The sequence below is a fragment of the Stagnihabitans lacustris genome (genome assembly GCF_025950525.1).
Lineage (GTDB): Bacteria > Pseudomonadota > Alphaproteobacteria > Rhodobacterales > Rhodobacteraceae > Stagnihabitans.
Window position 1 is genome coordinate 221327 of the sequence record NZ_JAPDGS010000005.1, and the last position, 25080, is coordinate 246406.

Sequence of the window (25080 nt, forward strand, 5' to 3'; positions counted from 1 at the left end):
CGCCAGATGGTGCAGGGTGCGCTTCCACGCGGCTTATGCGGTGGCTTTGGTCAGCGCCTGATCCAAGTCGGCGATGATGTCGCGGGCATCCTCGATCCCGATGGACAGGCGCACCACATTCGACGGCGCGCCCGCCGCCTCCCGCTGTTCCTCTGACAGCTGGCGGTGGGTGGTCGAGGCCGAATGGATCACCAGGCTGCGCGTGTCGCCCAGGTTGGCCACATGGGAGAACAGCTTGAGGCTGTCCACCAGGCGCACGCAGGCCTCATACCCGCCCTTGACGGCAAAGGTGAAAAGCGCGCCCGGCCCCTTGGGCGTGATCTTTTGCCCCAGGTGGTAATAGGGCGAGGATTTCAGCCCCGGCCAGGTGACGTAATCGACCCGCGGGTCCTGCTCCAGCCATTCCGCAACGATCTGGGCGTTTTCCACATGGCGTTGCATCCGCAGGGCCAGGGTCTCTATCCCCATCAGCGTGTAATGCGCGCCTTGCGGGTTCATCGTCATGCCAAGGTCGCGCAGGCCCACGGCGATGGAGTGGAAGGTGAAGGCCATCCCCCCCAGCGCGGCATGGAAGTTCAGCCCGTGATAGGCGGGCTCGGGGGCGGCCAGCGAGGGGAACTTTCCCGAGGCTGACCAGTCGAACTTGCCAGAGTCCACCACGACGCCCCCCGTCACGGTGCCATTGCCGGTCAGGTATTTCGTGGCCGAATGAACAACCAGGGTCGCGCCGTGTTCGATCGGGCGGCACAGATAGGGCGAGGCGGTGGTGTTGTCGACGATCAGCGGCAGGCCGTGTTGATCGGCCACCCGCGCGATCATGTCCAGGTCGCTGATGGCGCCGCCCGGGTTGCAGATCGTCTCGCAGAACAAGGCCCGCGTGTTGTCGTCGATGGCGGCCGCAATCGCCTTGGGGTCGTCGAAATCGACCAGTTTGGCCGACCAGCCGAACTTGCGGATCGTGTTGTTGAACTGCTGGATCGTGCCGCCATAAAGCCGCGACGAGGCCACGACATTGCAACCGGGCTGCATCAGCGGGAACAGCGCCATGATCTGCGCCGCATGACCTGATGAGCAGCAGACCGCGCCCACCCCGCCCTCAAGCGCCGCGACCCGCGCGGCCAGCGCCGAAACGGTCGGGTTGGTCAGGCGGGAATAGATATAGCCCACCTCAGCCAGGTTAAAAAGCTTGGCCGCGTGTTCAGCGTCGCGAAAGACGTAAGCCGTGGTCTGATAGATCGGCACCTGGCGCGCGCCGGTGGCGGGATCGGGCTCGGCGCCTGCATGGATGGCAAGGGTGTTGAAATGGTAATCGGTCATCGGTTCCTCCCCTGGAATATGGTGGGCAGGTTAGGGCCGGGCTGCTGCGGGGGCAAATGAAATTCTGGGACGGGGCCGCGGGCCAAGCCCTTGTTTTCTTGAGGCAGAGAAGAAAACTCTTCCCTTCGGCCAAAGATTGGAAGTCTGGTCCCCGCAGACCTTTCGGCGCGCGCCCCTTAGCGCTGCGGCAACAGGTCCGAGCTGGCCAGATGGACGATCCGACCCGCGCGCAGGGTCATCACGGGGCGCGGGGTCTCGCCCTCGGGCCAATCCAGCAGCACCAGATCGGCCCGCGCGCCTTGGGTGATCGTGCCGCGGTCGGTCAATCCGCTGGCCCTTGCCGGGTTGGCGGCGATCAGCGGCCAAAGCGTCTCCAGCGCCAGCCCCTCGGCACGCAGGCGGGCCATGGCGGCCAGCATCGCCGGATAGACGTAATCCGAGGCCAATATGTCGCAAAGCCCGGCCCGGATCATCTCTCCCGCCCCGGGTGAGCCCAGATGAGAGGTCCCGCGCGCCGCATTGGGCGCGCCAAAGACGATCCAGTCGCCCGCGTCACGCGCGGCCAAAGCGGTGGCGCGGTTCATCGGGAATTCGCTGATCTTGGCCCCAAGGGCGCGGAAATGGGCGCGGGTCTGGGGCTGGCTGTCGTCATGGGACAGCATGGCAAGCCCGGCCTCTCGCCCCATCGCGGCCACCTGGGCGATGGTCGCAGGCACATCCGCGCGGCGGTCCCAGCGCGCTTGGAACAGCGCCACATAATCCGGGATCGACAGGCCCGCCCGCTTGGCGCGGTCCGCCATCTTGGCCGCAAAGCCGGGCGAGGTCAGATCGGCCACCGGAAAGGTCGGGTCCTGTTCAAAGGGCCGGACTTGCAGCGGCGTATCGGGGTGAAGCGCCGCCATCGACGTATGGTCGTTGAAGGCAATCGAGGGTGTCAGCGGGCCTGCGATGGCCTCGGCGATCAGGGGCAGGGCCTCGGGGCAAAAGGTCTCCCAGCGCAGTTGCACGCGGTTCTCGGCCGCCAGACGCGGGGCAAGGCGGGCCAGTCCGCGGATCACCGAAGCTGCCATATCCAGCGAGCGCAAGCCGGGCTCCCACGAGAGCGTCAGCGCGTGAAAGGCCGTGGCGATGCCATTGCCGGCCAGCTGGCGGTCGGTCTCGAACAGCGCCGCATCCAGCGGAAAGACCACGCCCGGACGCGGCATCAGCTGGCGTTCAAAGGCATCGCCATGGATATCGACCAGGGCGGGGGCCAGGATCAGCCCGCTGGCGTCGATGCTGGGCGCATCCGAGGCCGCGTCAAGCGCCGCAACGTGCCCCCCCTCGACCAGGACAGAGGTCCGGGCAAGGCGGTCGGGCAAAAGCGCCGTCGCGCCGATGATCTGGAGGTTTTGCATGGGCGCAACCTGCTGTGACACTGTCACAGGATCATGACAGGGGCGGCACGCCATTGCGATATCCTCCTTGCGGCGCGATGGGGGCAGGGCGGCGGGTCTCAGGCCCGGTCGTCCTTGGGCGAGCCCATCACCACAAAGGTCGTGATCGCCTGCACCTGAGGCAACACGCCCAGAACCTCGGTGTGCCAGTGTTTATAGGCGGAGAGGTCGGCAGTCTCGACCCGCAAAAGGTATTCCACCCCGCCCGTCACGTTGTGACATTCGCGCACCGCCTCGGCCCGGCCAATGGCGCGTTCAAAGGCCTCTTGCGCGGCTTTGGTATGGCTGTTCAGCCCCACCGTCACATAGGCCACAAAGCCGATCCCGGCGCGGGTGGGGTCGATCACGGCGCGGTAGCCCTTGATCAGGCCGGACCGCTCCATCTCTTGCACGCGGCGCAGGCAGGCCGAGGGCGACAGCCCCACCCGCGCGGCAAGGTCGAGGTTGGGGATGCGCCCCTCACGGGTGAGGATGCGCAAGATATGGCGGTTTATGTCGTCGATCCGGGTCATGGATTGCAAAGATAGCCCCCAAGCGCCGCAATTTGCAACCCGATGCGCCGGGATTTGCGCAAGGATTGCGTGACGGCGGGGCAGACCCCGCAAGGAGAGCCGATGACCCCCGATATCCTGCTGGCGCTGATCTCTTTCGCTTTTGTCACCTCGGTGACGCCGGGGCCGAACAACCTGATGCTGATGGCTTCGGGGATGAACTTCGGCTGGCGGGCCTCGGTGCCCCATGCGCTGGGGGTGTCCTGGGGCTTTGCGGTGATGGCGATTGTCACGGGGCTGGGGCTGGGGGCGGTGCTGATGGCGCTGCCCTGGCTGATGGGAGCGCTGAAACTTATGGCGGTGGCCTATATGCTGTGGCTGGCCTGGAAGATCGCCATGGCCGGTGCGCCGGGTGAGGCCAAGGCGGGGCGGCCCATGGGGTTTGTCGCGGCGGCGGCGTTTCAATGGGTGAACCCAAAGGCCTGGGCCATGGCTTTGGGTGCCAATGCCAGCTATGCGGCGGGCGGAGGTTGGGCGGTGGTCTGGGTCGGGCTGATCTTCGCCCTGGTCAACCTGCCCACGGTGTCCTTGTGGGTGCTGGCGGGTGAACGGCTGCGCGGCATCCTTTCGGGGCCCTGGGCGCGGGCGGTGAACATCGGGCTGGCCTTGGCTTTGGTGGCCTCGATGCTGCCCGTGTTGCGGTGAGTACGGTGCGTTCAAGCACGCAGCCTACGGCAGGCCTTTTGCCCGGGGTAGGGTGCGTGATTTCACGCACCGCCACCGTCACCGCAGCCAATAGCCTTCGCGTTTCAGCGTGTTGCGGATCACCTGTTCGCGGGCGGGAAGGTCGTTCTGGTCGAACAGCGCCCGCGCCTTGTGGCCCCAGCGTTGCAGCACCAGGCGGCGGTAGGGCTCGTGGTCCTTGGCGATCTGACGCAGGGCCTTGTCCTGAAACAGGCTCTCCAGCACTGCCACGGCGCGGTCGCTTTCCTTGGCATACAGCAGGGGGATGGCGCGGTAATGGCAGGTCGCGGTTGTGTCCAGGCCCGCAAGCTCTGGCCCCGGACGCCCCCCGCCAAAGGCATGAATGACCAGCGGCAACGTCACTTGATCCAGCCAGGGGTCAAGTTCCTGCAAGATCAGCGGCTCTGGTGGGTTGGTCTTGATGTCCAGCGCCCAGGCCAGAAAGCGTTCGCCAAAGGCGCGCGGGCTTTGGTGAAAGAACCAGCCGGCGTTGAAGTAAAGATGCCGCTGCCAGTAGTCCAGCGGCTGCGACAGATCCAGCGTCGGCCCCATGTCCAGCCCAAAGCGGTCATACAGCGAGCCCCAGATTTCGGCGTAACTTGGCCCGTAAAGCTCGATCTTCGGCCAGGTCCCCTCACGCCGCATCGAGGCCGAGGGGCGCGAGAAGTCAAAGGCGATGTCTGACAAGGGCGACAGGATCAGCGTGTCGGTGTCCAGAAACAGAAAGGGTTCATCGGGCAGGGCGGCCAGCGCCTCGATCTTGTTGCCATAGGGATAGCTTTGGCCGAAGACCTTGTTTTCAAAGGGCAAGATCGTGGCGCCCATCGACTCCAGCGCCTTGCGATGGGGGGCGGGAATATGGGTGTCGCCCTGCCAGCGCGCGCCCGAAGGCTCGGCGATAAAGACCTTGCCCGCGAAACCCGGGTCGTTCTGGCGCAGGCTGGCCACAAGAAGCAGCGCCTCATAGGACAGCCGCCCGTTCTGCCCGATGGCCAGGATGTTGAATGTCATGACGGCGAAAAGCGAAGCGACAGGCAGGACATGCCGCCATCCAGTTTCGCACATTCGGAATTGCCGATTTCCACGACCTTGTAGCCCGCCTGATCCAGCGTGTCGCGGGTGCGCGGAAAGCCTGCGGGCATCACCACCAGGTCGTTGAAGCGGATCGTGTTGGCGCAGGCCTCTTCGCCCTCGGCCACATGGATCACGCGGTAGCCGTCAAAGCAGCCTGAGGCCGCCAGACGCTCAGTCGACAGGATCGTCTCGCCATCCAGAAGCGAACAGTCGGTCTTGAAATGGAGGACGCCGGGCGGGGTAAAGACCTCGCGCACCTTGTGGTCCCACAGCGCGACCCGGGCCGCCAGTTCAGCGATCCCGCTGGCATTGGTGCGCGCCGACCGGCCCACCAGAATCTCGGTCTCGGTCGTCAGGATATCGCCGCCCTCGATGAAGCTGTCGGGGTTTTCGATGTGCAACACGGTCTTATACAGCGCCTGCAGATGGGGGGCCATCACCGCGGCCTCCCCCAGACGCGAGGGCGCGCCGGGGCGCATCACCACGGCGCCTTCGGGCAGGCACAGCGCGGTGTCCTCGACGAAAACGCTGTCCGGGAAGGCCTCCAGCGCCTCCAACTCCACCACCGTAGCCCCGGTGCTGCGCAGGGCTGCGATATAGTCGGCATGATGCTGGATCATCAGACCCAGCGAAGGAGCGCCGGTGTCGACAGCACGCAGCCCCGCCACGATCGAAGCCGAGGGTTTGCGGGTGATGGCATGGGTGAAGGTAAAAGAGCGCATTTGGGCCTCATGGGTTTCAAGGCCTTTTAGCAGAGGCGGGCGCCTTGGCAAAGGCCCGGGCCGCATATGACCACGGGCCCCCGAAGGGGCCCGAAAGGTCAATCTTTTCAGGAAGATGGTGGGCGACCCTGGAATCGAACCAGGCATGAGTCGCCTCGGGAGAGTTACAGTCTCCTGCCGCACCTTGCAGCTCGTCGCCCACTGAGCGGGGGGAATACTGGGGCCTGCGGGGGGCGTCAAGGGGGGGCGCGTGCAGTTTTTTCATCTTGCTTGGAGGGCCTAGGCGGTCCAGATGGGGGAAAACAGAGGATAAGCCATGAAAACCAAGCCGGATTGGGTGATCGACAAGGAAAAGGCGCGCAGGAACGAGGCGCGCGAGACGGTGTGGCTGTTCGGCATCCATGCGGTGCGCGATGCGCTGCTCAATCCCAACCGCGAGAGGCTGCGGCTGGTGCTGACCAAGAACGCCTTCGACCGGCTGGAGGACGCGGTGACGGCCTCGGGGATGGAGGCCGAAGTGGTCGAGCCGCGCAAGTTCGACGTGCCCCTGGCCGAGGATTCGGTCCACCAAGGCGCGGCCTTGGAGGTGAAACCGCTGAACTGGGGCAAGCTGGACGACCTGGCGATTTCCGGGGAAGGCGAGCCTTTGGTGGTCTGCCTGGACCGCGTGACCGATCCGCACAACGTCGGCGCGGTGCTGCGGTCGGCCGAAGTCTTTGGCGCCCGCGCCGTGATCGCGCCGCGCCACCATTCGGCGCCGGAAACCGGGGCGCTGGCCAAGACGGCCTCGGGCGCGCTGGAGCGGCAACCCTATCTGCGCGTGGCGAACCTGTCCGAGGCGATGGTTTCGCTGAAGGACATGGGCTATGTGATGATCGGTTTGGACGGTGACGGCACGGTGACGCTGGCCGAGGCGATGGCCGCGGCGGGCTCGCGGCCGGTGGCTTTGGTGCTGGGGGCCGAGGGTCCGGGCCTGCGCGACAAAACGCGCGAGACCTGTGACGTGATCGCGCGCATCCCCTTTGCGGGCGGGTTCGGGTCGCTGAACGTGTCCAATGCCGCGGCCGTCGGGCTTTATGCGGCCAGCCAGCGGAGCTAAGCGACCGCCCCCCGCCCGGGTGTGGGGGTGCTTTGCGGGCAGATGGGGGGGCACGCGACCACGAAGCTGTGAAGCGATGTGATGGGCTTTCGGCCTTAACCTCTCTTTAACGGCTGACAGTTGATCTTATCTCTCAGACGAAGGCAGGCCCGGAACGCCGCCTTTGGTTCACTGTCCCTCGTTCCGCACCTTGGCGCCCGGGGCCTCCCTTGGGCGCCTTTTCTTTGGAACCCGGTCCGCGGTCAAAGGGGCTTGCACCCCAGCCGCCCGCGCCTATCCTGTTCGCAAAAGGAGCCGCCCATGGACAGCCTGATCCGCCGGATTCTGACGACAGCCAAGGTGGTGGCCGTGGTGGGCTGGTCGCCCAAGCCCGACCGCCCCAGCCACCGCGTCGCGGCCTTCCTGGCCAGCCGCTACCGCGTCATCCCGGTCAATCCCGGCGCCGCGGGCCAAGTCACCGCCTGGGGTGAGACGGTGCGCGCCAGCCTTTCCGACATCACCGAGCCCGTCGATATCGTCGACATCTTCCGCAACGCGGAAGACGCGGGCGGCGTCGTCGATGAGGCCCTGGCCCATCTGCCGGGACGCCCCGCGATTTGGATGCAACTGGGTGTCATCAACGCGCCCGCCGCCGAAAGGGCCCGCGCCCGCGGCCTTGACGTCGTCATGGACCGCTGCCCGGCCATCGAAATCCCGCGCCTGGGGCTTTGACCTTCGGGGGGCTGCCCCCCCGCCCCCCGCTTGCGCCGCCTCTGGCCAAGGGCGTGCTTTTGCGCTACTCCCGCGCCATCCCATTTTACAGGAGCGCCCGATGAAAGCCGCTGTCGTCACCTTCCCCGGTTCCAACTGTGATCGCGACCTTGCGGCGGCCTTTGAAAAGATGGGCTTTCAGGTCACTCGGGTCTGGCACAAGGACAGCGCGCTGCCCCAGGGCACCGATGTGGTGGGCCTGCCGGGCGGCTTCTCTTTCGGCGACTACCTGCGCTGCGGCGCCATTGCCGCGCAGTCGCCGATTGCCGCGGCGGTCCAGGCCCATGCGGCCAAGGGCGGCTATGTCCTGGGCATCTGCAACGGCTTTCAGGTCCTGACCGAGATGCGGCTTCTGCCCGGCGCCCTGATGCGCAACGCGGGGCTGAAATTCCTGTGCAAGACCGTCACGCTGAACGTGGCGACCCAGGACAGCGCCTTTACCGCCGTTCTGCCCAAGGCGTCGCAGATCCAGGTGCCGATTGCCCATCACGACGGCAATTACACGATCGACGCCGAGGGGCTTCGGGCGCTGCAGGACCAGGACCGCGTGGCCTTTACCTATGCGGCCAATCCCAATGGTGCGACGGCGGATATCGCGGGCGTCCTGTCGGCCAACCGCCGCGTTCTGGGCATGATGCCCCACCCCGAGCGCGTGATCGAGCCCGAACAGGGCGGCACCGATGGCCGCGGGATTTTCGCCAGCCTGATCAGCGGCATGGCCCTGGCCTAAGCGCCGCGCCGGGCCGCATCGGCGGCAAGGCGCCCGCCCTGCCGCCCCCCGCTTGAGGCCCGGACCCCCGCGCATTAGGCTTGTCCCATGACCGCGCAAAAAGCCTCTCGCCCGAACCGCAACCAACCCCGCCCGGACGCAAGCCCGCTGCGGCGCACCTCGGTCAAGGCGGTTGTGGCGCTGCTGATCCTTCTTGCGGTGGGGGTGGTGTTTTACACCAACCGCTGGCTGACGGAACGTTTCACCGAAACCACCCGCAACCGGGCCGAACTGCGCCTGGCGCTGTATTCCGGCAATGTGGTCAGCGAATTGCAACGGACCTCGGTCGTGCCCCTGCTGCTGGCGCGCGACCCCGCGATCTCGGAGGCGCTGGCCAAGGGCGATTTCAGCCGGTCCAGCCAGCGCCTGGCCCAGGTGCAAAACGACATCGGCGTGGCCTCGATCCTGCTTTTGGACGATTCGGGCCGCGTGGTCGGCGCCACGAACCGCAACCTTCTGGGCTCGGTCTATCGCAATGCCGATTTCTATGTCGCCGCGATGCGGTCGGCCGATACGGTCTTTTCCGCCAGCCAGCGCGAGGGCGGCGGCTATGACTTTACCTATTCCCAGGTGATTCTGGGGGATGGCCAGCCTCAGGGCGTCATCGTGGTCGAAGTCGATCTGATGAAATTCGAACGCGCCTGGGCGGGGCTTCAGGACGTCGTGTTGATCAGCGATTCGGGCGGCACGGTGATCCTCTCGACCGAGCCGCGCTGGCGCGGTCTGCCGGTCGATCAGCTGACGGTGGAGGGCGAGGAGGACTCGGCGCTGAACCGCGCGCTGGACCGCGCCCTGACCATGACGCGCGACATCACGCAAAACCGCCCCGACACCTATTTGCGCGGCGTGGCGGTCTTGCAGACCGACAACCGCATGACCTTTCGCGGCTGGCACATGACCTCTTTCACCGCCTATGATCCGGTGCGCGAAAAGGTCAATGGCATCCTGGCTTTGGAGATCATGGGCTTTGCCATCCTGGCCGCGCTGACCTTTTACCTCGTGTCGCGCCGCGCCTATGCCGAAACCCTGACCTTCCGCCGCGAATCCATCGAGTTGCGCCAGCTGAACGCCCGGTTGCAACGCGAAATCGCGGAACGGGAAAAGGTGCAGAAAGAGCTTTCGGTGGCCGAACAGACGCTGGCGCAGTCGTCGAAACTGGCCGTTCTGGGCGAGATGTCGGCGGCCGTCTCTCACGAGCTGAACCAGCCGCTGGCCGCGATGAAGACCTATCTGGCCGGGGCGCGCCTGCTGTTGACCCGCAAGCGCACGGATGAGGCGCTGTCCTCGTTCCAGCGCATCGACGACCTGATCGACCGCATGGGCGCCATCACCCGCCAGCTGAAATCCTACGCCCGCAAAGGTGGCGAGGCCTTTGAACCGGTCGACATGCGCCTCTGCCTGTCCTCCGCGCTGGCGATGATGGAGCCGCAGTTGAAACAGCGCGTGGTGCGCATCACGCGCTCGCTCCCACGTCAGCCGGTGATGGTGAACGTGGATCGGCTGCGTCTTGAACAAGTGATCATCAACATCTTGCGCAATGCGCTGGATGCGACCAAGGACACCAGGGACCCTCAGATCGACCTGGTTCTGGCGGCGGGCGACACGGCCGTTCTGACCGTGCGCGACAATGGCCATGGGATCGCCGATCTGGATAACCTGTTCGAGCCCTTTTACACGACCAAGAAATCCGGCGAGGGCGTGGGCTTGGGCCTTGCGATTTCCTCGGGCATCGTGACGGACCTGGGCGGGCGGCTGACGGCACGCAATGCCGAAGGCACAGGCGCGGTATTTGAAATGCAACTTCCGGTGCTGGAACGCCCGGAGGATATGAAGGCAGCGGAGTAAGCTATGGCACGGGCTATGAAAGTCGCGATCGTCGATGACGAGGCCGATATGCGGCAGTCGATCAGTCAATGGCTGGCGCTCAGCGGGTTTGACACCGAAACCTTCCCCAGCGCGGAAGAGGCGCTGAAGTCAATCGGGCCGGAGTTTCCCGGGGTGGTCGTCAGCGACATCAAGATGCCGGGCATGGATGGCATGGCCTTCCTGAAAAAGCTGATGGGGATGGACAGCGGTTTGCCTGTGATCCTGATCACCGGCCACGGCGATGTGCCTATGGCAGTCGAGGCCATGCGCGTCGGCGCCTATGACTTCCTGGAAAAGCCCTTCAACCCCGACCGGATGACGGAATTGGCGAAAAAGGCCACCCAGGCCCGGCGCATGACCCTGGACAACCGGGCCTTGCGCAAGGAACTCTCGGACGGCGCCACGATCATCCAAAAGCTGATCGGCCATTCCCCCGCGATGGAGCGTCTGCGCGAAGATATCCTGGATATCGGCCAGGCCGACACGCATGTGCTGATTGACGGCGAGACGGGGACGGGCAAGACCCTGGTGGCCCATGCCCTGCACGCTGTCGGACCGCGCGCCGGCAAGAAGTTCGTGACGATCTCTTGCGCGGCTTATAGCGAGGATCAATTGGCGGCGCGGCTTTTTGGCCCGGCCGAGGATGGCACGATCCCCCTATCCGAAGAGGCCCGTGGCGGCACGATCTGTCTGGAGGATATCGAGGCGCTGTCCGGCGCCCTGCAAGCCCGTTTGCTGGCGCTTATCGCCGAACAGGGCTTGCCGCCCGAGACCCGGATCATCGCGATCTGCAACCGCCACGCGCCCGATACCACGCTGGAACAGGTGCTGCGGCCCGACCTTTATTACCGGCTTGGCGCCATGACCATCGTCCTGCCCCCCCTGCGGGCGCGGGGCGAAGACATCCTGACCCTGTTCAACCGCCTGACCGAGCAGTTTTCCGAGGAATACGGCTGCGATGCCCCGCAGGTGACGGCACAAGAGGCCGCGCAGCTGTTGCAGGCGCCCTGGCCCGGCAATGTGCGGCAACTGGTTAACGTTGCCGAACGCGCGGTCCTGCAGAACCGCCGCGGGTCGGGGTCCATCGCGTCCCTGCTGATGGCCGACAACGAGGCCACCGGCCCGCAGCTGACCACCGAAGGCAAGCCGCTGAAGGACTATGTCGAGGCCTTTGAACGGATGCTGATCGACAACACGATGCGCCGCCACAAGGGCTCCATCGTGGCGGTGATGGAGGAGCTTTGCCTTCCCCGCCGCACGCTGAACGAGAAGATGGCCAAGTATAACCTGCAGCGCCAAGATTACGTCTGAGGCTCTGCCGGAAGCCCCGGGGAGGGTTTCACACCCTCCCCGGACCCCACCCGTGGGATATTTGTGAAAAGATGAATGGAAAGGGGCGCGCGGGAGACCGGCGCGCCCTTTCGATTTGCGGGGCAAGGGCGATGGCGCGCGCCTTGCGCCTTAGAGGGGCGAGACCGCCCGCAGCCGGTCCATGGCTGCCTTGGCCGCGCCTTGGTCGAGCGACTGCGCCGCAAGCGCCGCGCCCTCCCGCAGATCGCCCGCGCGCCCCGCCACCAAAAGCGCCGCCGCCGAATTCAGAAGGACGGCATCGCGATAGGCGCCCTTTTCGCCGTCCAGCAGCGCCCGGAACGCCGCGGCATTTTCGGCAGGCGAGCCGCCGATGATCGCCTCGAAAGGATGGCGGGGCAGGCCTGCATCTTCGGGCGTCACGGTGAATTCGCTCACCCCCCCGTCCTTCAACGCGGCCACGGCGGTCGGGCCGGCGATGGAAATCTCATCCGTCCCGTCCGAACCATGCACCAGCCAGGCGGCCTCTGACCCCAGCGCCCGCAGCGTCTCGGCCATCGGGCGGATCAACCGCGCGGTAAAGGCCCCGGTCAGCTGGCGTTTCACCCCGGCCGGATTTGTCAACGGCCCCAAGATGTTGAAGATCGTCCGCGTCCCCAGTTCCGCCCGCACGGGGCCGACATGGCGCATCGCCGGATGGTGCATCGGCGCCATCATGAAGCCGATGCCCGCCTCGGCCAAACAGCGCTCCACGACCTCGGGGCCGACCATGACGTTCAACCCCATCTCGGTCAGCGCATCCGCCGCTCCCGATTTCGACGACAGGTTGCGGTTGCCATGTTTCGCCACCGGCACGCCCGCGCCTGCCACGACAAAGGCCGTCGCGGTCGAGATGTTCAGCGTCCCCTTGCCATCCCCCCCGGTGCCCACGATGTCCATGGCCCCGTCAGGCGCCCGCACGGCATTGCATTTCGACCGCATGACGGCGGCCGCGGCCGCGAATTCGTCCACTGTCTCGCCCCGCGTGCGCAGGGCCATCAGGAAGCCCCCCATTTGCGCCGGCGTCGCCAACCCCTCGAACAGCGCGGTAAAGGCCGCCTCGGCCTCTGCCCGGGTCAGAGCGCGTTCGGCGGCAAGGCCGATCAGCGGTTTCAGGATGTCGCTCATGCTGTGACCGCCGCCAGGTTCAGGAAGTTCTGAAGGATCTTGTGCCCATGTTCCGAGGCGATGGATTCGGGATGGAACTGCACGCCTTCGATGGGTTTGGTCTTGTGACGCAGGCCCATGATCGTGCCATCCTGAAGCCAGGCGGTGACTTCCAGGCAATCGGGCAGGGACTGGCGTTCGACCACCAGCGAATGATAGCGCGTCGCCTGAAAGGGCGAGGGCAGGCCCGCGAAGACGCCTTGGCCCGCGTGATGCATGGTCCCCATCTTGCCATGGACGATTTCGTGACAGCGCACGACCTTGCCGCCAAAGGCCTGGCCAATCGTCTGATGGCCAAGGCAGACGCCCAGCAGCGGCACGCCGGTTTCCGCCGCAGCCAGGGCCAGCGGCAGGCAGATCCCCGCCTGATCGGGGTCGCAAGGCCCAGGGCTCAGCACGATGGCCGAGGGATTCAGCCCTAGCGCCTCTTTCACATTCAGCGCGTCATTGCGCACCACCTTCACCTCGGCGCCCAGATCGCCCAGATAATGGACAAGGTTCCAGGTGAAACTGTCGTAATTGTCGATCAGAAGCAGCATCAGCCTGTCCTTTGTGTCGCGTGGCGTCATCTGGCCAGTTTACCGATCGGTTTACCAATCTGGGGATGAACCCGGGGCCAGAGCGGGCTATAGAGATACGGGAAGACCCGGGGGCGTCAAGGGCAGGACTGCATGGCAGGGCCTGTTGCGGCGCCAAACCGGGCCAAGGACAAGGAGTTGACCGGTGGCGCGGGGATTTGCAGGCGGGATCATCTGGGGCGCGGCTTTGGTGGGGACGGGGCTGGTCGCCCTGTCACAGCTGTCGCCCATGCCCCAAGAGGCGGGCGGGACCTCGACTCCGGCCGTCGCAGAGGGGCAAGGCGAGGCGCCGGCCCCCAACCCGGCAAGCGCCCCGGCTCTCGCTCCTGTCGAAGTCCCCGCTCCTGCTGAAGCCCCCGTGGCAGAGCCGGGCCCGGCGACCAAGGCTGACCCCCAGACCGCGGCGCCTGCGGCTTCGGTCCCGGCCGAGGACGCACCCCCCGTAGCGGCCGCATCTGAAGCGACGGCCCCCCAAGCGACGGCCCCTGAGGCCGCTGTTCAAGATGCGACCCAAGCCCCGGCGCCCGCGCCCGATGGGGCTCTGACAGCGCCTCGGACGGATGGTTCGGCCTCTGGCGTGGCGGGCGAGGGCCAGACCGCCTCCCCCCCTGCGGCTGATCCGGTCGCCGAAGGCTTGGGCTCGCCCGACACCGCGTCGCAAAGCCCGCCCGCAGCGCCGCAAGACCCGGCTGCCGTCGCACCAACCGCACCCGAGGGCCAGGGGACCGCCTCCACGCCCCCCCAGACTGTTACGCCCCCCCAGGCCGCTGCGCCCGAATCGCAGTCGGCAGAGTCCAAGGCTGGCGTCCTTGCGCCGCCCTTGCCTCTGGCCGAGGCGCCCACCAATGCGCCCACCGAGGCCCTGCCGCCCCTGCCCACGACCCCCTCGGCCGAAACTGCGCCCCCCTCGCTGGCCGCCCTGGACGAGGCCCTGACCGCGCCGCCGCCCGATGCCAGCCCCGGCAGCGCGGCTCTTGGTGTCACCGAGGCGCCACAAGACCCCGCGCAAGCGCCGCAAGGGACACCGCAGGACACCGGCCTGACAGAGCCCGCCCGCCTGCCGCAACTGAGCCAAGAGCCTGACCCGGGCCTTGATCCCCAGCCCCTGCCGCAGCTGGGCGCGCCTCAGGCCGAAGCCCCCCCGGAAGCCGCCCCCGCCCCCGAGGCTGCGCCGCAGCTTGTGCAGCCCGATGATGACGGGCTTCCCGGGCAAAGGGTCGCGGGCCTGCCCCAAGCCCCGGGGCTAAGTGCCAAGCCGGCCGGGACCAAGCCCGCCGGTGATCCTTCGATCATCGTTAACGACTTGCCGCAGATCGGCGCCGATGCCGCGATGGGCATGGACCCCGCCGACACCAGCCCATTGCGCGCCTTTGCCCGGCCATTTGACGGCGCCGAGGGCAAGCCGCTTTTCGTCATCTTGCTGCGCGATGTGGGCGATCAGGGCTTGCCGCGCGACCAACTGGCGCAGCTGCCGTTTCCGGTTTCGGTCGTGATCGACCCCCTGGCGCCGGGGGCCGCGGAGGCGGCGCGGGCCTGGCGGGCGGCGGGGCAAGAGGTGGTGATGCTGGCCAATGGGCTGCCGCAGGGGGCCACGGCCGCCGATGTGGCGCAAAGCTTTCAGGCCATGGGCGCGATCCTGCCCGAGGCCGTGGCGGTGCTGGACCCGCCCGAGGCGGGCTTTCAGTCGGACAGGGCGCTTGCCACCCTGGTCCTGTCGGAAATCGCTGCCGAGGGGCGCGGGCTGCTGACCTGGGACCGCGGCTTGAACGCCGCCGATCAGATCGCGCGGCGCGACGGCCTGCCCGCGGCGCTGATCTACCGGGAGCTGGATGGCGACAATGAGAGCCAGCCGGTGATGACCCGCTATCTGGACCGCGCGGCCTTCAAGGCGGGGCAGGAAGGCGCGGTCGTGGTGATCGGTGACACGCGGTCCGAGACGGTCGAGGCGATCCTCGGTTGGGCGCTGGAGGGCAAGGGGGCCAATGTCGCCCTCGCGCCGGTGTCGGCCCTGCTTTTGGCGGGGAAATAGGGCGCTGCCCGTAACGCAGGAGGTGGGGGCGCTGCCCCCGTCCGCAAATGCGGACTCCCCCGGGATATTTGTGAAAAGATGAAATCGAGCACCTGCGCGCGGGCTTGGCCTTTTGTGGGCCGTTTGCGTTTGGGGGTCGGGAGGGTTTCAAGCGGAAGGCGACGTGCCGCAGGGCTTTCGGAGGCTGATTGGCGTCTTGGAGGGGGCGGGTGCGCTGGTCTTGGTTGTGCGGGGGCGCCGGTCCCTTGTTGCGGGGGGCCGGTTGCACAGGACGCCGATTGCACAGGTCCCGGGTGCAGATGTCCCAACTGCGCAGGACACCTGTTGCACAGCAACCCGATTGCCCAGGGGCGACTTGGCCAGGTCAGCCGCGCGCGCGCGCCCCCCGGGGCCCCTGATCAGTTGCCGCGGCGGGCGAAGTGGCCGGCGTCTTCGGCGGCGCGGCGCAAAGCCTGGCCCTTGTTCACCGTCTCTTGGTATTCGCTTTCGGGATCGCTGTCATAGACGATGCCCGCCCCCGCCTGCGTGTAAAGCTGGCCGTCTTTCAACAGCGCCGTCCGCAGCGCGATGCAGAAGTCCATCTCGCCATTGGCCGCGAAATAGCCGATGCCACCGCCATAGACGCCACGCTTTTCGGGCTCCAGCTCGTCGATGATCTCCATCGCGCGGACCTTGGGCGCGCCGGACACGGTGCCCGCGGGCATCCCCGCCAACAGGGCCGACAAAGCGTCCTCGCCGTCGCGGATCTGGCCCACGACGTTGGACACGATATGCATCACGTGGGAGTAACGTTCGACGATGAACTGTTCGGTCGGGCGCACGGTGCCGATCTTGGCCACGCGGCCCACATCGTTGCGGCCAAGGTCCAACAGCATCAGATGTTCGGCGCGTTCCTTGGCATCGGCCAGAAGATCGGCCTCCAAAGCGCGGTCCTCTTCGGGGGTCGCCCCGCGTTTGCGGGTGCCTGCGATGGGGCGGATCGTGACTTCGCCATCCCTCAGACGGACCAAGATTTCCGGGCTGGCGCCCACGACTTGAAACCCGCCGAAGTTGAAAAAGAACATGAAGGGCGAGGGGTTGGTGCGTCGCAGGCTGCGGTAAAAGGCCATGGGGGGCAGGGTGAAGCTCTGCCTCCAGCGCTGCGAAGGGACGACCTGAAAGATATCGCCGGCGCGGATATAGGTTTTCGCCTTTTCCACCGCCGCCTGATAACCGCCGGGGGGGAAGTTCGACACGGCCTCGCCCACGGGTTCTGCCTGACCCAGGTCGCGTTGCGCGGGGGGCGCGCGGTCAAGGTCGCGCAGGGCATCCATCACACGCTCTGCCGCCTGGGCATAGGCCGCGCGCGCCGACAGACCCGAGGCCACCCAGGCCGGAGCCACCACCGTGACCTCGCCCTTGACGCCGTCCAGAACCGCCACGACCGAGGGCCGCAACAAGACGGCATCGGGCAGGCCAAGGGGGTCGGGATTGGGTTCGGGCAGGCGTTCGACCAGACGGATCATGTCATAGCCCAGATAGCCGAAGAGCCCCGCCGCGATGGGGGGCAGGGCCTCGGGCAACTCGATCCGGCTTTCTGCGATCAGGGCGCGCAGGCTTTCCAGGGGCGGCAGGGCCTCGGGCGTGAAGGAGGTCGCGTCAAACCGCGCCTGGCGGTTGATGCGGGCCTTGTCGCCGTGGCATTGCCAGATCAGGTCGGGCTTCATGCCGACGACGGAGTAGCGCCCCCGGACCTCGCCGCCGGTCACGGATTCCAGCATGAAACTGTCGGCCCGCGCTTCGGCGAGCTTCAGCATCAGGGAGACCGGCGTATCAAGATCGGCGGCCAGGCGGGCCGAGACGACCTGGTTCTGACCCCGGCCCCAAGCGGCCTCGAACGTGGCGAAATCGGGCTCCAGCTTCATCTTACATCCGGCTTTGGACGGCGTTGATCACCGCCTGGTCGATGGTCAGCCCGGCATCCTGCGCCAGGGTATCGGCCGTCAGACCATAGAGGTCATTGGCCAAACCGGCCTCCAGCTGACCGGCCAGCGCCGTCATCCCGGCCTTGGCGGCATCAGAGGTCAGATCGGCTTGCGTCACGCTGTCCAGCCGGATCAGCGCCACGACGCCGTTTTCGTCGATCTTGGCGGTCTCGCCTTCCTTCAGCGCAAAGGCCTTGGCCACGGCCTCAGAGGGCAGTTCGCCCGGCACGACCGACCGCAGGGTCGAGGTGACGCGGGTGGTGATCCCAAGCGTCTCGATCCGGGCGCCCGAGGCCAGCTGAGCATCGGCCAAGGTGGTCAGGGCCCGGGCCAAAGCGTCGGCCTTTTGCGCCTCGGTCACGGCGGCAAGGGCCTTGTCATAGGGGATGGGGGCCGCGGGCAGGGCCTCGGTCACTTGCACGACCATCAGGCTGCCGTCTTCCAGCGCAAGGGACTGGGCGAAGTCGCCCGGCTCCATTTCGGCCACGGCCTTGGCGAAGGCGGGGTCCTCGGTCACGGGGTCGTTGTCGGTGGCCTCGGGCGCGTAATCGGTGGTGCCAGCGGTCATGCCCTGGTCCTTGGCGACCTCTTCGACGCTGGAGCCGCCGGCCAGCAGGTCGTCCACCGCATCGTTGCGGGCGGCGATGGCGGTGGCTGCGGATTTCAGCGCAAGGTCTTCGCGGATCTTGGGACCGGCTTCGTCATAGGGGGTGATCTGGGCGGGCAGGATCGCGTTGACGCGGAAGAGGGCGGGGCCAAGATCGGTGGGCAGGGGGCCAAGGGTGCCGGGCTCGGTCAGGGCAAAGACTGCATCGGCCGAAGGGCCAAGGTCGGTGCGCGTCACATCGCCCATGTCCACGGTGTCAAGATCAAGGCCCCGTGCCTTGACCAGATCGTCAAAGCTTTTGCCAGCGTCCAGCTCTGCCTTGGCGGCCTGGGCCTCGGCGTCCGAGGGATAGACCAGCCGTTCCACCAGGCGCTTTTCGGGGATGTTATAGGTGTCGGCGGCGGCGTCATAGGCGGCCTTCACATCGGCTTCGGCCACGGTCTGATCCTTGACCAGATCGGCGGGGCGCAGCACGGCATAGGCCACACGCTTGGCCTCGGGCCGGGTGAAGGCGTCGATATGGGCGTCATACCAGGCCTGCAGCTCGTCGGGCGTGGCCTCGGGCAGGGGGGTGGGCAGGTTGGCTTCGGTCAGGATCAGGACGGTGAAGCCACGGGCCTCTTGCGCCCAGGCGTAAAGCGCGCGGGTCAGCGCCTCGGGGGCGGTCTGGCCAGAGGCCACGGCGGCCTGCAGCACCTGGCGGGCAAGGTCTTCGCGGATGTTCTGTTCGAATTCGGCCGGTTTGAAGCCGTTCTGGTCCAGGACGCGTTCATAGGTCGCGCGGTCGAACTTGCCGTCCACGCCCTTGAAGCTGTCATTGGCCGCCACGACCTTGGCCACGGCAAGGTCGGTGGCCGAGATGCCGATGCGGGCGGCCTCGTTGGTCAGGGCGGCGTTGGACACCAGGCTTTGCAGGACCTGTCCGTCGATGCCGAAAAGCTGCGCCTGCTGGAAGGTGAATTGCTGGCCGAACTGGCGCGAGAACTGGTTGATCTGGCCCTGCAGCGCGCGGCCGTAATCGGCGGCAGAGACCTGCGTGTCGCCGACCTTGATCGCGGTGTCGACCTGGGTGCCGAATTCGGTGATCCCATAGCCGCCGAGGCCGGTGACGACCATGCCAAGGACGATCAGGCCAAAGACCGAGGCTCCGGTGCGCGAGCCCTTGCGGCGGATTTCGTCGTCGTCGCGGGGGGCGGTGCTTTTGGGCATGGCTCAGGCTCCTTTGGGCGGCATGTCGCAGCAAGTCGCAGAGGTGTAAGCGGAAAGCGTTGGCGGGGCAAGGGTGGGGTGCCGGGGTATGGGGTCGGGGGGCGCCCTTGGGCTGGGGCGGGCCTGCGGCCCGCCCCAGCCCAAGGGCGCCCAAGCGCGCGGGGGGAGCGGGGGCAAAGCCCCCGCTCCCCCCGCGCGGGCCGGTTGTTTGCGGATTTTTCTTTGAAAAATCCACAAACAACGGGCAACGCCGGTGGACAGGGCTGCGTGCCGGCCTGTCAGGGGTGGAAGTTTGCCAGCCGGTCAAACAGCGTCGCGATGCCGTCGCGGTCCACATTGGCAAAGGCGATGCGGATTTGGCGCGCGCCCTCGGGGTGGCTTGCGGGCTGAAACATCGTGCCGGGCAGCATCAGGGTCGCGGCCTTTTGCACCGCCAGCTTGCACACCGCGTCCGAGGTGTAGACCGCGCCTGAGGCATGGGCAAAGGGATGCTCCACATAGGCGAAATAGGCGCCGCAGCCCAGAAGCCGCCAGCCCTCCAGCGCGTGAAAGCCCGCCACCATGGCCGCACGCCGCGCCAGGATCTCGTCCCGCTCGCCTGCGACCCATTGGGCAAGGTTCTGCATCCCCCACAGCGCCGCGATCTGGCCCAACTGGCTGGGGCAAATCGCCACGGTGTCCAGAAATTTCTCGACCTCGGCCAGGCGGGCGACACTGGCCACCACGGCGCCCACCCGGTGCCCGGTCAGGCGGTAGGCCTTGGAGAAGGAGTAAAGCTGGATGAAGCAATCCGCCCAATCGGGATCGGAAAAAAGATCATGCGGGCGGCCGGTCCGGCTGTCAAAATCGCGGTAGGTCTCGTCCAGGATCAGCGCGATCCCCTGCGCGCGGGCCAGATCACGGAAGGCGGCCACCAGATCTGCCGGATATTCCACCCCGCCCGGGTTGTTGGGCGACACCAAGACGATGGCCTTTGTCCGGTCCGTGATCAGCGCCGCCGCCCGGGCCGGGTCGGGCAGCAGGTCGGGCCCCGTGGCCAAAGGCACCGACCGCACGCCCTGCATGTCCAGCCACATCTTGTGATTGAAATACCACGGCGTCGGAAGGATGACCTCGTCCCCCGCCCCCGCCAGCGTCGACATCACCGCCGTGAAGGCCTGGTTGCAGCCTTGGGTGATCGCCACCTGCTCGGGCGCAATCACGCCGCCATACCCCAGACTCCAGCGCAAGGCGATCTCGGCGCGCAAGGTAGGCAGGCCCAGCACGGGCCCATAAAGATGCGCCGCAGGGTCGTTCAACGCGGCCTCGGCAATCGCCTGACGCAGCGCCAGCGGCGGCAGGTCGACGGGCGCCGCCTGCGACACGTTGATCAGCGGGCGATCCGCCGGAAAGGTCAGACCCGCAAGCCAGCGCCGCGCCTCCATCACCGGAGGAGGATCGGTGGCGGCCATCGCGGGGTTCAGGGGCAGAAGGGTCATGTCTCTCTCCGGTCTTTGGCCCACCTTAACCACGGGAAAAGCCCGGGGGAAGCCTGTGGATGCTTTGTGGACAAGCCGGGGGCCGAATCGTGCGACCCTGGCGCGCGTTGTGGTGGACGCGGCCCCCTGCCACAGGATATGGTGGTCTTGGCCCCAGGTCAGGCGGCACGCCGGGACTTCTCCACAGGCTTGTTCCCGCCTTGCCCGGGCCGTTCCGCTTCGCTATGCGAGGGGGCTTGACCATAGGAGCCAGGGGCAGACCATGAACGACATCGCGCCGATCAAAGCCAATCTCCCCGCCGCCCCCGAAGCCGAGGTTCTGCCCCATAACATCGAGGCCGAACAGCAGCTTCTGGGCGCGATCCTGACCAACAATGACGTTTACGACCGGATTTCCAGCCTGGTGAAAGCCGAGCATTTCTATGACCCGCTGCATGCCCGCATCTTTGAACGCATGGCCGCGCGGATTCAAAAGAACGCGCTGGCTTCTCCGGTGACGCTGAAACCCTTCTTCGAGGATGACCCGGGACTGAAAGAGCTTGGCGGGCCGTCCTATCTGGTGCGTCTGGCGGGGGCTGCGATCAGCGCCTATGCGGCGCGCGATTACGCGCAGATGATCTATGACCTGGCCGTCCGGCGTGAGCTGATTGGCCTCGGCCGCGATATCGTCGCCAAGGCCGCCAAGGTCGAGGTCGACAACGAGCCCAAGGACCAGATCATCGACGCCGAGCAAAAGCTTTACAAGCTGGGCGAACAAGGCGTGGCGGAACGCGGCTTCCAAAGCTTTCTGAAAGCCGTGACCGAGGCGGTGAACGTCGCCAATGCCGCCTATCAGCGCGACGGCGGCCTTGCGGGGATTTCGACTGGGCTGGTGGACCTTGATAAAAAGCTGGGCGGGCTGCACCCCTCTGACCTTTTGATCCTGGCCGGGCGTCCGTCGATGGGCAAGACCTCGCTTGCCACCAACATCGCCTTCAACATCGCCAAGGCGCACAAGCGTGGTCGCCTGCCCGATGGCGGCGAAGGCACGGTCGAGGGCGGCGCGGTGGGCTTCTTCAGTTTGGAAATGAGCGCGGAACAGCTGGCCGCGCGTATCCTGTCGGAAGCCTCCGAAGTGCCCTCGGAGCAGATCCGCCGCGGTGACATGACCGAAGGCGAGTTCCGCCGTTTCGTCGAGGCCGCCAAGAGCCTTGAAAGCTGCCCGATCTATATCGACGACACGCCTGCCTTGCCGATTTCTCAGGTCGCCGCCCGGGCCCGCCGGTTGAAGCGGACCCATGGGCTGGATGTGCTGGTGATCGACTATCTGCAGCTGCTGAAGGGCCATTCCAAGGACAACCGGGTGCAGGAAGTCAGCGAAATCACCCAAGGGCTGAAGGCGATTGCCAAAGAGCTGAACATCCCGGTGATCGCGCTGTCGCAACTGTCGCGTCAGGTGGAAAGCCGCGAGGACAAGCGGCCTCAACTGTCCGACCTGCGGGAATCGGGCTCGATCGAGCAGGACGCCGATGTGGTGATGTTCGTTTATCGGGACGAATACTACAAGGAACGCGAAAAGCCGGGCGATCATGAACTTGACAAGATGGCCGCCTGGCAGGTCATCATGGAGCAATGCCACGGCAAGGCCGAGGTTATCATCGGCAAGCAGCGCCATGGGCCGATCGGCTCGGTTGAGCTGTCGTTCGAGGGCCGCTTCACGCGGTTTGGCAACCTCGCCAAGGCCTGGCAAGGTGGCGGCGGCGGGAGCGACTACTGATGGACCTGTTGCTGCGGGGCAAACGTGTCGTGGTGACGGGCGGCGGGTCCGGCATCGGCGGGGCGATCAGCCGGTGCTTGGCCGAAGAGGGCGCGGTGCCGGTGATCCTGGCCCGCCGCGCGCCCGAGGCGGAGTTCCTGGCGGCCACGGGGGCCGAGTTCATTCAGGTGGACCTGTCCGATGAGGATCAGGTGGCGCGGGCCGCTTTGGCTGCACGCAAGGACGGCCCGATCTACGGCCTGGTGAACAACGCGGGCACCAATGACGGGGTGGGCATCGGGGCCGGGATGGCGGCGTTTCGGGCGTCTTTGGATCAGAACCTGATGCATTACTATGGGCTGGTCCATGCGCTGGAGGCCGATTTGCGCAGCCAACGCGGCGCCATCGTCAACATCAGCTCGAAGACGGCCGTGACGGGGCAGGGGACGACCTCGGCCTATGTGGCGGCCAAGGCCGCGCAACTGGGGCTGACGCGGGAATGGGCGGCGGCTTTTGCGGGCGACGGCGTGCGGGTCAATGCGGTGATCCCGGCCGAGGTCATGACGCCGATGTATGAAGCCTGGCTGAAGACCTTCGACGATCCGGCCGCGCAAGAGGCCAAGATCACCGCGCGTATTCCGCTGGGCCACCGCATGACCGAGGCCACCGAGATCGCGGCGGCGGTGGCCTTTGCCCTGTCGCCCCGGTCGGCCCATACCACGGGGCAATGGCTTTATGTCGATGGCGGCTATACCCATCTGGACCGCGCGCTGGACCGATAGCGCCCCAAGATGCAGAGCGCCGGGGGGCTCGCCCCCCGGACCCCCGAGAGATATTTGCGTCAGTATGAAAGGGGAGGGGCGTCTTTCACCCTGGCTTCGGCCTGCTGGGCTGGGGTCAGAGGGGGGCTGTCTGCCCTTCGCGGCTGACGCCGTCCCCCCGAGGAGCATTTGCGCAAGTCTGAAAGGGGAAGGGCGCGCGTTGCGTTGATGTCCTGGCGGGTCGGGAGCTCGGGTCGATCTGCAAATGGGGGCCTGCCCCTTTCGGACACAGCCGTTTTGGGGCCAAGCCTTCTTCGGGCACAGCCCCTTTCGGCCTCCTTGGTGCAAGGCCCCAGCGGCAAAGCCGCTCTTCCCCTTTCCCGAAATATCCCCGCCGGAGGCAGCGCCCGAGCCGGTTGGCCGCAGGCCAGAGGCGAGAGAAACGTCTTGCGCCGCAGGCGCTCCTTTTGGTTTTGGCCGCGTTGGTTTTGGCCGCGTTGATTTTCGCCGCTCGGGCCGGGCTGCCAGCCTCGAAAACCGCCCGACCAAATTGCGGGGCCGCAGAAATTAAAAAGCGAGGCCCGAGGGCCCCGCCATGGTCTTGGGCGACGGTCTGGCTTACTTCGGGCCGACCATCATCACCATCTGCTTGCCCTCAAGCTTGGGCATCGACTCGATCTTGCCGGCATCGCCCACATCGGCTGCGACACGCTTCAGCAGCTCCAGCCCCAGTTCCTGGTGCGCCATCTCGCGGCCCCGGAAGCGCAGGGTCACTTTGACCTTGTCGCCCTCTTCAAGGAACTTCAGCACCGAGCGCATCTTGACTTGGTAATCATGATCATCCGTGCCCGGACGGAACTTGATTTCCTTGATCTCGATGATGTGCTGCTTTTTGCGCGCTTCGGCCTCGCGCTTTTGCTGCTCATACTTGTATTTGCCGAAGTCCATGATCTTGCAGACCGGCGGTTCGGCATTGGGCACGATCTCGACCAGATCCAAGCCCGCCTCTTCTGCCATGGCCATCGCACGGGCGGGCGTCACGACGCCCACATTCTCGCCATCCGCGCCTATCAGGCGGATTTCCGGGGAGCGGATGCGGTCATTGATGCGCGGGCCGGTTTCGCGTTGCGGCGGAGCGTTATGAGGACGGCGTGCCAGAGTCGTGATCCTTTCAAGGTTTCAACGCGCGCAACATAGTCCTGTAATCGCCGGGCTTCAACCCGGCATCGCAAGGCCCCCTGCCGTCCCCGGAAGCGGGGGCGACAGATTGGTGGCCCCAGCCCCCGGCCCCCCGGATTCAGGGTCCCTGATCCCTGTCCGGATACTGGGCACTTGGCTGCAGCGATTGGCTCTCCGCTGCCGGCTTCGGAGGCGGCGGAGGGTTGGAAGCTGCGGGGGGGTGGAAAGGGCGGGGGTGGAGAAGAGTTCGGGGTGGCTGGTGGGTCCGGTTCGTGCATCGGCCATTTCCGCGCCCGGCTGTGCTGCAGGTGTCACCTGGCGTGCCCAAGCGTCATGACCCCGTCGCCAGCGCGGCCGCTGCGCAATGTCCGGCCCGAACTCATCTTGGGCCGTGGCGGGGGCACGCTCTTGGTTTCGGGGGCGGAGGGCAAGGAAAGCCGCCACGGATGGGCGATGAAGTGCCAAGTCCTTGCCGCGACGCAGCATTTGCCCTTTTCCTTTTCGATACAACCTGTCATAGCCGCCTCATCCTAAACTGTCGGTTAACGGAGACCAGACATGAACAAGAAACTCCTTCTCGCGATCATCGTGATCGCTGCTGCCGGCGGCATCTGGTGGAAGACCTCCAAGCCCGCCGCCGCCCCCGAAGCCGCCTCGACCGAAGCCGCCTCGACCGAAGCCGCTCCGGCTGCGACCACCGAAGCCGCTCCGGCTGCGACCACCGAGGCTGCTCCGGCTGCGACCACCGAGGCTGCTCC

At 66.5% G+C, this 25080-nt stretch carries 21 protein-coding genes and 1 tRNA gene; 10 read left to right on the forward strand and 12 right to left on the reverse strand.

Annotated features, from left to right (window positions below):
* Positions 1–33 precede the first annotated feature (33 nt).
* From NX862_RS14000 to NX862_RS14010, 3 genes are all read right to left on the reverse strand, one after another.
* Positions 34–1317, reverse strand: coding sequence for an O-acetylhomoserine aminocarboxypropyltransferase/cysteine synthase family protein (locus NX862_RS14000; RefSeq protein ID WP_264494541.1), 1284 nt, complete (start codon positions 1315–1317; stop codon positions 34–36).
* 176 nt (positions 1318–1493) lie between these two features.
* The gene (locus NX862_RS14005; RefSeq protein ID WP_264494542.1) at positions 1494–2714 is read right to left on the reverse strand and encodes an alpha-D-ribose 1-methylphosphonate 5-triphosphate diphosphatase; all 1221 of its coding nucleotides are present in this window, start codon (positions 2712–2714) and stop codon (positions 1494–1496) included.
* A gap of 98 nt (positions 2715–2812) precedes the next feature.
* Positions 2813–3265 carry an Lrp/AsnC family transcriptional regulator gene (locus NX862_RS14010; RefSeq protein ID WP_264494543.1) on the reverse strand — a complete coding sequence of 151 codons (453 nt, stop codon included), beginning with the start codon at positions 3263–3265 and terminating at the stop codon, positions 2813–2815.
* Between the two features lie 42 nt (positions 3266–3307).
* Between NX862_RS14010 and NX862_RS14015 the strand changes: the two genes are divergently transcribed.
* Complete coding sequence (locus NX862_RS14015) at positions 3308–3949, forward strand: LysE family translocator (protein ID WP_319800884.1); 642 nt, start codon at positions 3308–3310, stop codon at positions 3947–3949.
* A 78-nt stretch (positions 3950–4027) separates the two neighbouring features.
* Here NX862_RS14015 and NX862_RS14020 read toward each other — a convergent pair whose 3' ends face one another.
* The 3 genes from NX862_RS14020 to NX862_RS14030 all read right to left on the reverse strand — a co-directional run bounded on the left by NX862_RS14020 (position 4028) and on the right by NX862_RS14030 (position 5984).
* Positions 4028–4999, reverse strand: coding sequence for a GT-B fold glycosyltransferase domain-containing protein (locus tag NX862_RS14020; protein ID WP_264494544.1), 972 nt, complete (start codon positions 4997–4999; stop codon positions 4028–4030).
* The gene (locus tag NX862_RS14025) at positions 4996–5784 is read right to left on the reverse strand and encodes a dimethylarginine dimethylaminohydrolase family protein (RefSeq protein ID WP_264494545.1); all 789 of its coding nucleotides are present in this window, start codon (positions 5782–5784) and stop codon (positions 4996–4998) included. Before NX862_RS14025 ends, NX862_RS14020 begins: the two co-directional genes overlap by 4 nt.
* Before the next feature lie 116 nt (positions 5785–5900).
* A tRNA-Tyr gene (locus NX862_RS14030) sits at positions 5901–5984 on the reverse strand.
* Positions 5985–6100: 116 nt separating this feature from the next.
* Between NX862_RS14030 and rlmB the strand changes: the two genes are divergently transcribed.
* From rlmB to NX862_RS14055, 5 genes are all read left to right on the forward strand, one after another.
* Positions 6101–6883 carry a 23S rRNA (guanosine(2251)-2'-O)-methyltransferase RlmB gene (gene rlmB, locus NX862_RS14035; protein ID WP_264494546.1) on the forward strand — a complete coding sequence of 261 codons (783 nt, stop codon included), beginning with the start codon at positions 6101–6103 and terminating at the stop codon, positions 6881–6883.
* A 300-nt stretch (positions 6884–7183) separates the two neighbouring features.
* Positions 7184–7594 (forward strand): CoA-binding protein, encoded by a 411-nt coding sequence (locus NX862_RS14040; RefSeq protein ID WP_264494547.1) that lies wholly within the window; start codon positions 7184–7186, stop codon positions 7592–7594.
* A gap of 100 nt (positions 7595–7694) precedes the next feature.
* On the forward strand, positions 7695–8363 hold the full coding sequence (purQ, locus tag NX862_RS14045) for a phosphoribosylformylglycinamidine synthase subunit PurQ (protein ID WP_264494548.1): 669 nt from the start codon (positions 7695–7697) through the stop codon (positions 8361–8363).
* Between the two features lie 87 nt (positions 8364–8450).
* On the forward strand, positions 8451–10247 hold the full coding sequence (locus NX862_RS14050) for a sensor histidine kinase (protein ID WP_264494549.1): 1797 nt from the start codon (positions 8451–8453) through the stop codon (positions 10245–10247).
* Positions 10248–10250: 3 nt separating this feature from the next.
* Positions 10251–11579 (forward strand): sigma-54-dependent transcriptional regulator, encoded by a 1329-nt coding sequence (locus NX862_RS14055; protein WP_264494550.1) that lies wholly within the window; start codon positions 10251–10253, stop codon positions 11577–11579.
* A gap of 150 nt (positions 11580–11729) precedes the next feature.
* On the opposite strand, the gene trpD is transcribed toward NX862_RS14055, so the two are convergent.
* Together trpD and NX862_RS14065 are read right to left on the reverse strand one after the other, a co-directional pair.
* Positions 11730–12743, reverse strand: a complete 1014-nt coding sequence (gene trpD, locus NX862_RS14060; protein ID WP_264494551.1) for an anthranilate phosphoribosyltransferase — start codon at positions 12741–12743, stop codon at positions 11730–11732.
* On the reverse strand, positions 12740–13321 hold the full coding sequence (locus NX862_RS14065; RefSeq protein WP_264494552.1) for an anthranilate synthase component II: 582 nt from the start codon (positions 13319–13321) through the stop codon (positions 12740–12742). The genes trpD and NX862_RS14065 overlap by 4 nt, the downstream gene beginning before the upstream one ends.
* A gap of 184 nt (positions 13322–13505) precedes the next feature.
* Here NX862_RS14065 and NX862_RS14070 point away from each other — a divergent pair, with 184 nt between their 5' ends.
* Entirely contained in the window at positions 13506–15389 is a 1884-nt protein-coding gene (locus NX862_RS14070) for a divergent polysaccharide deacetylase family protein (RefSeq protein ID WP_264494553.1), read from the forward strand.
* A gap of 398 nt (positions 15390–15787) precedes the next feature.
* Here NX862_RS14070 and trpE read toward each other — a convergent pair whose 3' ends face one another.
* The 3 genes from trpE to NX862_RS14085 all read right to left on the reverse strand — a co-directional run bounded on the left by trpE (position 15788) and on the right by NX862_RS14085 (position 20647).
* Positions 15788–17293, reverse strand: a complete 1506-nt coding sequence (trpE, locus tag NX862_RS14075; RefSeq protein WP_264494554.1) for an anthranilate synthase component I — start codon at positions 17291–17293, stop codon at positions 15788–15790.
* 1 nt (position 17294) lies between these two features.
* A complete protein-coding gene (locus tag NX862_RS14080) occupies positions 17295–19169 on the reverse strand; it encodes a peptidyl-prolyl cis-trans isomerase (RefSeq protein ID WP_264494555.1) in 1875 nt (624 codons plus the stop codon).
* 278 nt (positions 19170–19447) lie between these two features.
* Positions 19448–20647, reverse strand: coding sequence for an aminotransferase (locus NX862_RS14085; RefSeq protein WP_264494556.1), 1200 nt, complete (start codon positions 20645–20647; stop codon positions 19448–19450).
* Positions 20648–20909: 262 nt separating this feature from the next.
* Between NX862_RS14085 and NX862_RS14090 the strand changes: the two genes are divergently transcribed.
* Complete coding sequence (locus tag NX862_RS14090; RefSeq protein ID WP_264494557.1) at positions 20910–22403, forward strand: replicative DNA helicase; 1494 nt, start codon at positions 20910–20912, stop codon at positions 22401–22403.
* Positions 22403–23164: an L-fucose dehydrogenase gene (locus tag NX862_RS14095; RefSeq protein WP_264494558.1), complete on the forward strand. Its 762-nt coding sequence runs from the start codon at positions 22403–22405 to the stop codon at positions 23162–23164. Before NX862_RS14090 ends, NX862_RS14095 begins: the two co-directional genes overlap by 1 nt.
* 597 nt (positions 23165–23761) lie before the next feature.
* Here NX862_RS14095 and infC read toward each other — a convergent pair.
* Positions 23762–24310 (reverse strand): translation initiation factor IF-3, encoded by a 549-nt coding sequence (gene infC / locus NX862_RS14100; RefSeq protein ID WP_489686364.1) that lies wholly within the window; start codon positions 24308–24310, stop codon positions 23762–23764.
* Positions 24311–24880: 570 nt separating this feature from the next.
* Here infC and NX862_RS14105 point away from each other — a divergent pair.
* A partial coding sequence (locus NX862_RS14105) for a hypothetical protein (protein WP_264494559.1) occupies positions 24881–25080 on the forward strand: 200 nt, incomplete at its 3' end.